Consider the following 12,518-nt stretch of genomic DNA (forward strand, 5'->3'; position numbering starts at 1 on the left):
CTTAAGGTAAGGCTGATTTTTTTAAACTTCTACAGTTTTTGCTTTTTCTTTAATAGCAAGCTGGCCGCATGCCGCGTCAATATCTTTACCCCGGCTGCGGCGAAGGTGCGTATTAATACCTTGTTTAGTTAAATAGTTGGCAAAAGCCTCTACCTTATCCTCATCGGCATTAATATAACTGGCGAAAGAAATGGGGTTATACTCAATGATGTTCACTTTGCAGGGCAGGTGCTTGCAGAATTTGGCAAGCTCCATTGCATCCTGGATGCCGTCATTTACACCATCAAAAATAATATACTCGTAGGTTACCGGGTTTTTGGTTTTGGCGTAATAATATTTAAGGGCTTCGGCAAGCGCTTTTAACGAGTTTTGCTCGTTAATGGGCATAATCGTGTTACGCTTCTCGTCGTTAGCGGCATGTAATGAAAGTGCCAGGTTAAATTTTACTTCGTCGTCGCCCAGTTTTTTTATCATTTTAGCTATCCCTGCAGTTGATACGGTGATGCGCTTTGGCGACATGTTTAAGCCATCTTCGGCGGTTATGCGTTCTATCGAGTCCATTACATTTTTGTAATTCAGCAATGGTTCGCCCATTCCCATGTACACAATATTTGATAGCGGGATGCCATAATTTTCTCGTGCTTGCTGATCAATCAGCACCACCTGGTCGTAAATTTCGTCGGGATTAAGATTTCTTTTACGCTCCATGTAGCCCGTAGCACAAAATTTACAGGTAAGGCTGCAGCCAACCTGCGATGATACACAAGCCGTCATGCGGCCGGGGGTTGGAATTAAAACACCCTCAATTAGGTGAGTATCGTGTAAAATAAAAGAATTTTTTATAGTTTTATCAGCACTAACCTGTGACGTGTTTATTTTAACGTTGTTGATGACAAAGTTTTCATTCAGTTTAGTGCGCAGTTCTTTTGAAATATTGCTCATTTCATTAAATGAGAAACATGATTTTTTCCAAAGCCATTCATAAACTTGTTTAGCCCTGAAACCTTTTTCGTCCATGCGGATAAAATGTTCCTGTAAAGCACTCAAACTCAGGCTGCGGATGTCTATTTTGTTTTTTGCAATATTCACGTTGCAAAGGTACTTAATTTAAAAAAATGTTTTTCTTTTTTAAAGTCATTCTTTTTGATGATAAAAAACAATAACTAAAAGTTAATTGTATTAATTGAAATTGGGCATATTTTGGAAAAACTTTTTTAGACAGATACCAAGTTTTACAGATGAATGAAAAGTTTTAGAGCCGATTACATTTTCCCAGTTTATGCCGATCCTATTAAGAATGGAATTGTTACCGTTGATGATTTTGGTAAAATAATTTCGGTTACCGATTCAAACAACCCGCCAGGCGGCCCGATAGAAAATGTTAGCGGTATTATTTGCCCCGGATTTGTAAACACCCATTGCCACCTTGAACTTTCACATCTAAAAGCCAAAATTAAAACCGGCGGTGGGCTGGTTTCTTTTATAAAAGATGTTCAGGCTTTCAGGAATTCCGACGAGCAGTTGGTGACAGATGCCATTGAAAAGGCCGATCAGGAAATGTATAACAATGGCATTGTTGCTGTTGGCGATATTTCAAATACCAATTTAAGCTTAGCCACAAAAGCTAAAAGCAAACTTTATTACCACACTTTTGTAGAAACCTTTGGCTTTTTACCGCAAAATGCCGCAGATGTTTTCGATAAAGCTATGGCCTTGCTTAATGAGTTTAAGCCACTATCAGCTTCTATAACGCCACATGCGCCATACTCTGTATCCAAAGAGCTGTTTAAGCTGGTAAGGAAACACAGCGAAGAAGGGCACAATCTTATCAGTATCCATAACCAGGAGTGCGAAGACGAAAATAAGTTTTATCGTTATAAGCTCGGCGGCTTTTTGGACCTGTACCAGCATTTTGGCCTCGATATCAGTTTTTTTAAGCCTCAGGCCCGCAACTCTGTGCAATCAATTATTCCGCTGCTTAGCAATAAGCAAAAGGTGCTGTTGGTGCATAATACCTGTACCAATTTAAAGGATATCTATTTTATTAAACGTTTTGACCGAAAAGTTAATTTTTGCTTTTGCCCCAATGCCAATGTATATATTGAAGGCAAACTGCCTAAAATTGAACTTTTTGTTGACCAGGGTTTTAATATTACCCTGGGCACCGATAGCCTGGCATCCAATGATAGCTTATGTATATTAAGCGAAATGCGCGCTATTCAAAAAAAATTCCCGGCTTTAAGTACCGAAAGATTAATAAAATGGGGCACTCTTAACGGGGCTGAGTTTTTAGGAATCGACGATGAAAAAGGCTCGTTGCAAGTTGGCAAAACACCCGGCCTTAACTTAATAACCGGCCTTGATGGTTTGAAGATAACACCGGAAGCGAAAGTGAAGAAATTAATTTGAGAATTTGAAGATTTGAGAATTTGAAAATAAAGAACTTTGCAAATCATTTTCAAATCTTCAAATTCTCAAATCAAAATGATGAAACATCTCAATATAACAGTTAAAGGTAAAGTGCAGGGCGTTTCCTTTCGTAAATCAACGAAGGCAACGGCCGATCAGTTGGGTGTAAAGGGCTTTATTTTGAACGAACCAAATGGCGACGTATACATTGAAGCCGAGGGCGACGATTTTGCGATGGGCATGTTTATGGATTGGTGCAATGAAGGCCCCGAGTATGGCGAAGTAACTTCTGTTGAAACCCATGAGGGCGAATTAAAAAACTATCGTAATTTTGAGGTTGTAAAAAGGCGCCCGTAATTGTAACGGAAGCAGATTAATTACACTGAACATCAACATTGTCAACCGCTAAAAAATTTGCAGGGCAAACCGCCGTTTATGGCTTAAGCACCATTGCCGGGCGAGTGCTTAGTTTTTTCCTCACCCCGATTTATACTCACGCCTATGCCGCCGGTGTTTACGGCATATTAACAACTATGTTTGGCTGGGTTTCTATCTTAAACGCGGTATTGTCTTTCGGGATGGAGACAACTTTTTTCAGGTATCTGAATAAGTATCCCGAAAATAAAAAACGGGTTTACAATAATTCCTTTATAGCCATTTTTGCAGTTACACTGCTCTTTTTATTAATTACTCTTCCTTTTTTAAATTTTATAACTGGCTTTATTAAAGTTGGTGAGCTTACCAGTCACGATGATTTTTTAATTTTTATAAAAATCTTCATAGCCATATTGGTATTAGATGCCTGGGGCACGGTACCGTTTGCCAAATTACGAGCTGATGGCCGTCCTGGCCGGTACGGAGCTATTAAGTTTTTGAACATTATCATTTTTATCGGTTTTAATCTTCTTTTTATTTATGTGCTGCCGTTTTGGCTTAGTCATAATCTTGTTGGTGCGGCTTGGATACATACGTGGTATGTGCCGGGTTGGGTAGGGTATGTTTTCGTATCTAACCTTATAGCCAGTATTTTTTCATTACTGATGCTGTTGCCCGAGTTTTTAAGACTTAGTCTCGATTTTGACAGGAAGATGTTTGCCGAAATGTTTAAATATAGCTGGCCTGTGCTTATAGCCAATTTATCTTTCCTGATTAATGAAAATTTAGATAAAATACTTTTGGGCAAGTTGCTGCCCCAGCACATCAGCGTACGCGAGGTTGGCATTTACGCTGCTTGTGCCAAGATATCCTTATTCCTGAGCATTTTTGTACAGGCGTTCCGATTGGGGGCCGAGCCATTCTTTTTTAGTCATGCTAAGAATAAAAATGCGGGGCAAACCTACGCCCGCATTATGGATTACTTTGTAATTACTGTGTGTATAATATTTGTAGCCCTGGTGGCCAATATCGAAATCCTTAAGTACTTTGTTAAGGGGCACGATAAAACGCAAACTGATTTATATTGGACTGGTTTAAAGGTGGTACCACCTTTGGTGTTCGGGTATGTCAGTCTGGGTATTTATATGAATCTTTCGGTATGGTATAAGCTATCCGATCAAACTAAGTATGGTCTGTACATTTCTGGTATAGGAGCAATTTTAACCATTGTTTTAAATGTATTGCTTATACCCAAATACAGTTATATAGCCTCTGCCTGGATTTCGTTTGCTGCATATACTACCATGATGATATTATCATACATCTGGGGACAAAAAAATTACCCAATCCCGTATAATATCAAAAAAAATCTGGCTTACATTGTAGCGTCAATAATACTGGTGTACATATCGTTCACTATATTTAAACGAAATATATTTGTAGGCAACGCTTTAGTCCTTTTGTTTGCGGGCACAGCTTTTTATTTTGAACGTAAACCGCTTTTAGCTATTTTAAAAAGATAATGAACATACGCATAATCAACAAATCAAGCAACAGCTTGCCTGCCTACGAAACCGCCCACGCCGCGGGTATGGACTTACGGGCCAACCTGGAACAATCCATTCGGTTGAACCCAATGGAGCGCAAACTGGTGCCAACTGGTTTGTATATCGAATTACCGGTAGGATTTGAAGCGCAGATACGGCCACGTAGTGGTTTGGCGTTTAAGCATGGTATAAGTATTGTTAATTCGCCGGGCACTATTGATGCCGATTACCGGGGCGAAATAAAAGTACTGCTCATTAATTTGGGCGCAGAGTCATTTGAGATTAACCATGGCGACAGGATAGCCCAGATGGTAGTTGCCAAACACGAAACCGTAAGTTGGACTCAGGTAGAATTATTGAATGATACCACCAGGGGCGAAGGCGGTTTTGGGCACACAGCGGTAAAATAGAACCAAGAGATTGGAGTCAGGAATCAATACTTTTTGAGAATAGGTGAGCAGGCGAAATGAGCAATTTAGTGTAAATTTGAATATGAAGGACAAGGGTTTGGGATATAGGAATACAATAAACAGGACATGGCACTTGCAAATTGCAGTTGTCTTGATTCTTGGTTCTTGCTTCTTGCCTCTTCACCTCATTGCCCAAACCACTGCTGCATCAAAACAAATGGGGGGCCTCGATAGCAGCGAAATCAGGCAGCTGTTTTTCTCGGCTTTGCGAGAGAAAACGGTAGAAAACTTGAAGCATGCATCAGAGTTGTTTGAGCGCGTGATTCAGGCCGATCCGGCGAATGATGCCTCACTGTATGAACTGGCCAATCTTAAAAAAATACAAAACGATTATACCGGTGCACAACCATTACTTGAACGTGCCGTTGCCGTAAAACCTAATAACGAATGGTACTGGAGCGCACTTGCCGATAGTTATGAAAAAAGTAACAACATCAATAAATTGGAGAACGTGTTTAACCAGCTTATTCGCCTTAATCCAAGCAAGCCCGAGTATTATTTTGATAAAGCCAATGCATTAGTTATTTTAAAAAGATATGATGATGCGTTAAAAGTTTACGATCAGTTAGAGCAAATTACCGGTCCCAATGACGACCTGTTAGGCAGCCGTCAAAAAATATACCTTAAACAAGGTAAGGTTGACCAGGCCGCAGCCGATGTTGAAAAAGCGATAGCCAATAATCCAGGTCAAATTCGTTATTACCTGTTACTTTCAGAGATATATAACTCAAACGGCTTTGGCGATAAGGCGTTAAAAGTTTTGCTGCAGGCCGAAAAAATTGATCAGGGTAACGGCATGGTGCACCTGGCGCTTGCAGATATTTACCGGGAAAAAAAGAATAATGATGCAAGCTATAAAGAACTTACCCAGGCGTTTGCCATACCCGAGGTCAGTATCGATCAAAAAATAAGAATCATAACCGGTTATTACCCCAAATTTCCAGATCCGAATGCCAAAGCCAGCGCACTTGAGTTAAGTCGTATACTCACAATTACGCATGCCAGGGATAGTAAAGCTTTTGCCATGTATGGCGATATGCTGCTACAGAGCGATAAATTGAAGGAAGGAAAAGACGCCTACAGAAAATCGATAGAACTGGATGGGCAGGTATACCAGGTACATGAGCAATTAGTGCGTATTGAGCTAAGTATGAATGATTTGGATGGTGCTGTTAAAGACGGGGAGAACGCCCTTTCGCTGTTCCCGAACCAGGCCTGGATGAATTATTTGGTAGGCGTGGCCTGGGCGCAAAAAAAAGATTTTAATAAAGCGTTGGGTTATGTTAAAAATGCAACTTCATTAGAAATTCAGGATAAGGAACTACTTTCGCTAAGCTTTTCGTTATTAGGAGATTGTTATCACGACCTGAAGAACAACAAAAGTTCGGATGATGCTTATGATAAGGCCCTGGCCATTAATCCCGATAATGCATATACCTTAAACAATTATGCTTATTATTTATCGTTAAGAAATGAACAGCTGGATAAGGCGGCCCAAATGTCGGCAAGATCAACACAGCTGCAACCAAACACGGCATCATTTGAAGATACTTATGCATGGATACTGTTTATGCAGAAAAAATATCCCGATGCCAAAGTGTGGATGGAGAAGGCGCTAACGCACGATAAAGATAAAAGTGCAGTTAAGTATGAACATTACGGCGATATTTTGTTTTACCTTGGTAAAGCAGATGAAGCAGTAGATAACTGGAAAAAGGCCAAAGGCTACGGTGAGCAATCGCCGGTTTTAGATCGAAAGATAAATGAAAAAAAATATTTTGAATAGGTTGCTGATAGTTTGCGGTTTGCTTGCCATAGTAAGTTGTAAAGCACGCAAGCAGGTTATGGTAGCCCGCAAAGCCGATGTTGTTGCTACGCCCGATAATAAAATAAACACAAAACTGGCAGCTATAAAAGCGCAGCAGGTAAACTTTAATACATTTTCGGGCAAGGCCAAAACTAACCTGGATATTAACGGCAACAGTAATGATGTTACACTCAATATCCGCATCAATAAAGGAAAAAAAATCTGGGTATCTATTACGGCGATATTGGGTGTAGAGGTTGCACGAGCGGTGATTACGCCCGATAGTATATTGCTGATAAACAGGCTGGAAGGTGTTTACCTCAAAAAGCCATTTAGCTATGTTTACGCATATGCCAGCAAGCAGGTGAATTATAAAACACTTGAATCATTACTGATAGGTAATGCTATTCCTGAACTGCTTACCGAAAATGCCGATTTTACAACCGTGAACGGCAACACTACGCTAAGCGGTACCCTTGATGATTTGCTTTACAAATTGATAGTTGGGGCCGATAATAAAGTAACGCAAACCAACTTGAACAGCCAAAGCGAAGGGCAATCATTACAGGTAGCCAATAATACTTTTATACAGGCCAATAACCGTATCCTGCCATCGCAGATAGATATAGCATCAACAGTAAAAGATAAAAACATCCATGTAAACCTGCATTATACCAGGGTCGATTTTGACCAGCAACAGGAGTATCCATTTAGTATTCCGGATAGATATGAGCCGGCCAAATAATTCCTATTTTTGTTTGATGAAATTTTTAAAAGCAATTCTCTTTTTTATAGCAGTACTAATCGCTGTCGATGCACATGCACAAAGCAGTGCCGAACTAAAGCGCAGGCGCGATAAATTATCAGAAGAACTTGACCAATTGAATAAGGATTACCAGGAAACGTCAAATAACAAAAGGGCGACATTAAAGCAATTAAGCTTGCTAAAGGCGCAGATAAGCCTGAGAGAGGAAAAAATAAGCAACATTAACTCCGAAGTAAGAAATTTGGATAGCCAGATATCCGAAAGCAATAATACTGTACATAGCTTACAAAGCCAGCTGGATCAGTTAAAAAAGGAATACGCGGGAATGATACTTTTTGCCTACCGTAACCAAAGTGCTTACAATAAGCTGATGTTTATTTTTGCATCAAAAGATTTTAACCAGGCTTATAAACGGCTAAAATATTTACAGCAGTTTGGCGCCTACCGTGAGCGCCAGGCCGGTTACATACAGGGAACGCAAAAAGAACTGCATGTAAAAATAAACGAACTTGATAAAACCAAGCAGGAAAAAAGCAATTTGCTTCAAGACCAGGAAAAAGAAAAGAAAACCCTGGGTGCGCAGAAAAACGATCAGGTTAAAGTAGTTAAAGACCTATCTCAACATGAGGGGCTGTTAAAGCAGCAACAAAAGGAGGTTCAAAACAAACTTGCTAAAACAAACCGCGAGATTGCCAATGCTATCCGCCGGGAGATAGAAGAAGCACAGCGCAAGGCAGAAGCCGAAGCGCGGGAAGCAGCAAGGTTAGCCGCCGCGAAAGCCAAGGCCGAAAATAAGCCGGCCCCGGTAGCTCCAAAGGCGGTTGCCAAAACAAGTTCCGGGTATTTGAACGCTACCCCCGAAGCGGCAAGGCTATCTAACGACTTTTTGGGCAACAAAGGCCGTTTGCCATGGCCGGTAGCCAACGGTATAATAACCCAGGGATTTGGAACTTATACTTCTGAAGGTATCAGGAGCGAAAATACAGGGGTAGACATCCGCACGAATGCCGGCAGTGCTGTAAGAGCAGTATTTGAGGGGGAAGTGATTAGGGTAGTTGATGTGAGCGGTACCTACCTGGTAATGATAAAGCACGGAGAGTACTTTACAGTGTATGGAAACCTACGCTCGGTTACGGTGGCGCGCGGGCAAAAAGTAACCACCAAACAAAATTTAGGTGTTGTTGCCACCGACCCTTCAACGGGCGAAACTGAAGTTAACTTTGATATATATAAGGCTAAAGATGCGCAGAATCCTAAGTTTTGGCTGGCGCCTAATTAGTTGTGAATCAAAAAAAATCAAGAATTAAGACAGGAAACAATAATAGGCTAACTTATGCTCAGCTTAGCTGAAGAAACAGCTTACAAGGCAGTAATTTAATATAAAACTTTTTTGCTGTTATCTTAATTCCTGACTCTTAACTCTTGATTCTTAATTATAAAGATATTAATTGTTTATATTTGTAACCTTAAAAAAAATGCAATGCTAAGTACAGTTTTTTTATTTTTAAATATTGGTACGGGCGAGATGGTACTGATACTTTTTGCAGCATTAATGCTATTTGGTGGCGAAAAGCTTCCGGGTATGGCGCGTACGCTGGGCAAAGGCCTGCGCGATTTTAAAGATGCATCCGAGGATGTTAAACGCGAAATCAATAACCAGATCAATAATTTTCAGGAAAAACCGGAGGCTACTAAAACTGTTGAGCCGGTAATTGAAGAGCATGTAACGCCACTTATTGAAGAACACTCTGTTGACGAAACGCCGGTTGCCGAAAGCGTAGAGCATCATCCCAACCCGGTGATTGCCGAAAATAAAGTTCCAAATACAATCCCTGCAGCCGAGTTTCACGTAGGTACCGATCAGGAACCGGTTACTGAATCAAAAATCGACCTTAACAAACACTAAAAAAGCTGCTTCGGCAGTTTAATAAAAAGGACATTCTATCATTAATAATAATATTAACTTATATAAAACTTAAAATCATGGGTTTAGGGGCACCAGAAATTATTCTTATCATCTTGGCAATTCTTTTATTATTTGGCGGTAAAAAAATACCCGAACTAATGAGAGGTTTAGGAAAAGGCGTTAAAGAATTTAAAGACGCGCAGAACAACGAAGGCAGCACATCTTCTACAGAAGAGAAACCTAAAGTTTAATACTTTAGACCGCTGTTTTTTAATACCTTATTTACGATATAAACTTATCTGTTGAATTAATTTGTTATTTCAACGGATAAGTTTTTTATTTTAGCCCCATGGCTAAATTTTATTCCTCTTTAACCGAGATAAAGAGCGGGTTGCTGCGTGCGGAAATTACTGTTCAGGGCTTGGTAAAAAACTATTTGGGCGAAATTAAAAAGAACGCCCATTTAAACGCTTTTAATGAAGTGTTTGAAAAAGAAGCGCTTATCAATGCAAAAAAAGTTGATGAACGGATAAAAAACGGAACAGCCGGTAAACTGGCCGGTATGGTGATAGCCATAAAAGACAATATTTGCTACAAAGGACATCAGGTAACCGCCTCGTCAAAAATCCTTAAAGGTTTTACGTCCATATATTCATCAACTATAGTTGAACGCCTGCTTGCCGAAGATGCCGTAATTATAGGCCGTTGTAATTGCGACGAGTTTGCTATGGGAGGCTCCAATGAAAATTCATTTTACGGACCGGTAAAAAACTACGCAGATGAAAAACGGGTATCGGGTGGTTCATCAGGTGGTTCGGCGGTTGCTGTACAGGCCAATATGTGCCATGCGGCCATCGGTACTGATACCGGAGGCTCTGTTAGGCAGCCGGCTGCGTTTTGTGGGGTGATAGGCTTTAAACCTACTTACGGTCGCATCTCCAGGCACGGCATTATTGCCTATGCCTCGTCCTTTGACCAGGTTGGCCCAATTACCCGCTCGGTTGAAGACACCGCCCTGTTGTACGAAGTAATGGCCGGTCCGGATGATTACGATAATACGCTGATCCAGCAAAAGGTATCGCCAATAACCGTTGATACTGAAAAACCAGCAAAGAAAAAGATAGCTTATTTACAGGAAGCCTTGTCAAGCCCAGGCGTTGATGCCGAGGTTAAGGATGTCCTGGTACAATACATTGAAAAATTACGCGCCGAAGGCCATACGGTAAAACCCATCGCGTTTGAACAATTGGATTACCTGGTACCTACTTACTATATATTGGCAACGGCCGAAGCTTCGTCAAACCTGGCGCGTTTTGATGGCGTGCATTACGGGTACCGAAGCCCGGCTGCCGATGATTTGCAATCAACTTATAAACGTTCGCGTTCCGAAGGTTTTGGCAAGGAGGTTAAGCGCCGCATTATGCTGGGTACCTTTGTACTTAGTGCCGGGTACTATGACGCGTACTACGCCAAAGCCCAAAAAGTACGTAGGTTAATTAGGGAAAAAACCAACGAGATACTGAACGAATACGACTTTATACTTATTCCAACCGCGCCCGAACCGGCCTTCCCGATAGGTGCCGAAGAAAAAGATCCCGTGGTAACGTATCTTTATGACATTTTTACCGTACAAGCATCTTTAACCGGGGTACCCGCCATATCGTTGCCAACCGGCAATAATAGCCAGGGTTTGCCGTTAGGATTACAATTATTAACAAAACATTTTAACGAACAACAACTGTTAGATTTTGCTGAATATTTCTTAAAGCTATAAAAAAGCCATATTTTAGTAAAATTAACCGATGCAGGAAGCATCATTACTTAATCAAATCCCACTAATGAAGAGATTATTTACGCTTACCATCTGCCTGTCGCTGTTACAAATCATTCAAGCCATTGCCCTCCCGTCTGTAAAGCAAAGCAACCATTTTGCTGCTTTTCATGGCGAAATTAATGCCGATACCACCATTTTGCCGATTATAAACCACCCGCTGCCTATAGGCGCGCAAGGTAACGTTTATAAGCGCCGGCTTGATTCGGTCAAAAAAGATATCCAGCTTGATTATAATGAATATGTACAAAGCTACATCGACCTTTACATGCACAACCGCGATGAAATGGGCCAGGTTGCCGGTTTGGCCAGGTACTATTTCCCAATTTATGAGAAAGCTTTTCATGATGCCGGCATCCCCGATGAAATAAAATTTTTATCGATTGTTGAATCTAAACTTGATCCTAATGCGGTATCAAGGGTAGGTGCAACGGGTTTGTGGCAGTTTATGGGCACCACCGCGAAAATTTATGGCCTTAACATGAACGAGTATGTTGACGAACGCCGCGATCCGATACAAGCAAGCTATGCTGCAGCAGCCTATTTAAAAGATGCCTACCAGGAGTTTGGAGACTGGCTTTTGGCTATAGCATCATATAATTGCGGCAAAAGCAATGTGGAGCATGCTATGGAAAAGGCCGGTGGCGGCAGCGATTTTTGGGCTATACGCCAATACTTACCCGCCGAAACCCGTGGTTATGTACCTGCTTTTATAGCCATGAATTATGTGATGAATTATTTTGGCAAGCACAACATTATAGCTCAGGCATGCAACTTTTCGTTAAAGACGGATACCGTTATGGTTAAAAAGTTTGTGTCGTTGGGTAATGTTGCCCGGGCTTTAAATGTGGGCATCGGCGAAATAACCATTCTTAACCCAGCCTATCGCAGGTTAATTGTAAATGGTACGCCAAAAACTCCACGCAGGCTTATCCTGCCGCAAACCTCAAAAGAAAACTTTACTGCTTTATATAATGTGCTGAACAGTGCCGGCGATGCGGTGGCCCCTATGGAGTTTGCCAAACCTACCCCGGTTTATGCAGTAGCGGCTCCTGCGGCCCATCCTGCTTATGTGGACCTGCCTAAGTCTGATCGTAAGATAACTACCTATCATAAAGTAAAAAAAGGGGAGACTTTGGCTGGTATAGCCGACTTGTTTGGCTGCGAGGTACGTGATCTTAAATTATGGAACAACCTGGAAAGTAACCGCGCTCCCGTTGGCAAAACAATAAGAGTAGCTGCCGGCGGCGATATTTCGGCAAGTGTATCTGCCGATATAAAACCTACGTTGTAACCGCAGGATAATATCCGGTAAAAGCATAGCCCGATTTTGACATGTTTCAAAACCGGGCTTTTTTATTTCAGGTTACCATAAAAAGAATTGTAATTTTGAGCGCTTGAATTTTG

At 41.2% G+C, this 12,518-nt stretch carries 12 protein-coding genes; 11 read left to right on the forward strand and 1 reads right to left on the reverse strand.

Annotated elements, in window-relative coordinates; all coding sequences use genetic code 11:
- Positions 1-21: 21 nt before the first annotated feature.
- The gene (gene rlmN, locus BMX56_RS04585; protein WP_369829628.1) at positions 22-1,083 is read right to left on the reverse strand and encodes a dual-specificity RNA methyltransferase RlmN; all 1,062 of its coding nucleotides are present in this window, start codon (positions 1,081-1,083) and stop codon (positions 22-24) included.
- A gap of 159 nt (positions 1,084-1,242) precedes the next feature.
- Between rlmN and BMX56_RS04590 the strand changes: the two genes are divergently transcribed.
- The 11 genes from BMX56_RS04590 to BMX56_RS04640 all read left to right on the forward strand — a co-directional run bounded on the left by BMX56_RS04590 (position 1,243) and on the right by BMX56_RS04640 (position 12,405).
- Positions 1,243-2,409, forward strand: a complete 1,167-nt coding sequence (locus BMX56_RS04590) for an amidohydrolase family protein (RefSeq protein WP_090641383.1) — start codon at positions 1,243-1,245, stop codon at positions 2,407-2,409.
- A gap of 78 nt (positions 2,410-2,487) precedes the next feature.
- Positions 2,488-2,766: an acylphosphatase gene (locus tag BMX56_RS04595; RefSeq protein ID WP_090641718.1), complete on the forward strand. Its 279-nt coding sequence runs from the start codon at positions 2,488-2,490 to the stop codon at positions 2,764-2,766.
- A 38-nt stretch (positions 2,767-2,804) separates the two neighbouring features.
- Positions 2,805-4,307 carry an oligosaccharide flippase family protein gene (locus tag BMX56_RS04600; RefSeq protein WP_090641386.1) on the forward strand — a complete coding sequence of 501 codons (1,503 nt, stop codon included), beginning with the start codon at positions 2,805-2,807 and terminating at the stop codon, positions 4,305-4,307.
- Positions 4,307-4,741 carry a dUTP diphosphatase gene (dut, locus tag BMX56_RS04605; RefSeq protein ID WP_090641389.1) on the forward strand — a complete coding sequence of 145 codons (435 nt, stop codon included), beginning with the start codon at positions 4,307-4,309 and terminating at the stop codon, positions 4,739-4,741. Before BMX56_RS04600 ends, dut begins: the two co-directional genes overlap by 1 nt.
- Positions 4,742-4,913: 172 nt before the next feature.
- Complete coding sequence (locus BMX56_RS04610) at positions 4,914-6,587, forward strand: tetratricopeptide repeat protein (RefSeq protein WP_177183708.1); 1,674 nt, start codon at positions 4,914-4,916, stop codon at positions 6,585-6,587.
- Entirely contained in the window at positions 6,565-7,353 is a 789-nt protein-coding gene (locus BMX56_RS04615; RefSeq protein WP_090641395.1) for a lipoprotein insertase outer membrane protein LolB1, read from the forward strand. Before BMX56_RS04610 ends, BMX56_RS04615 begins: the two co-directional genes overlap by 23 nt.
- A gap of 16 nt (positions 7,354-7,369) precedes the next feature.
- Positions 7,370-8,653 (forward strand): murein hydrolase activator EnvC family protein, encoded by a 1,284-nt coding sequence (locus BMX56_RS04620; RefSeq protein WP_090641398.1) that lies wholly within the window; start codon positions 7,370-7,372, stop codon positions 8,651-8,653.
- A gap of 201 nt (positions 8,654-8,854) precedes the next feature.
- Complete coding sequence (locus BMX56_RS04625; protein WP_090641402.1) at positions 8,855-9,280, forward strand: Sec-independent protein translocase subunit TatA/TatB; 426 nt, start codon at positions 8,855-8,857, stop codon at positions 9,278-9,280.
- 77 nt (positions 9,281-9,357) lie between these two features.
- Positions 9,358-9,531 carry a Sec-independent protein translocase subunit TatA/TatB gene (locus BMX56_RS04630; RefSeq protein WP_090641406.1) on the forward strand — a complete coding sequence of 58 codons (174 nt, stop codon included), beginning with the start codon at positions 9,358-9,360 and terminating at the stop codon, positions 9,529-9,531.
- Between the two features lie 98 nt (positions 9,532-9,629).
- The gene (gatA, locus tag BMX56_RS04635) at positions 9,630-11,054 is read left to right on the forward strand and encodes an Asp-tRNA(Asn)/Glu-tRNA(Gln) amidotransferase subunit GatA (protein WP_090641413.1); all 1,425 of its coding nucleotides are present in this window, start codon (positions 9,630-9,632) and stop codon (positions 11,052-11,054) included.
- Positions 11,055-11,118: 64 nt separating this feature from the next.
- Entirely contained in the window at positions 11,119-12,405 is a 1,287-nt protein-coding gene (locus BMX56_RS04640) for a lytic transglycosylase domain-containing protein (protein ID WP_177183709.1), read from the forward strand.
- The last annotated feature ends 113 nt before the right edge of the window (positions 12,406-12,518 follow it).

The organism is Mucilaginibacter sp. OK283, from assembly GCF_900110415.1.
Taxonomy (GTDB): domain Bacteria; phylum Bacteroidota; class Bacteroidia; order Sphingobacteriales; family Sphingobacteriaceae; genus Mucilaginibacter.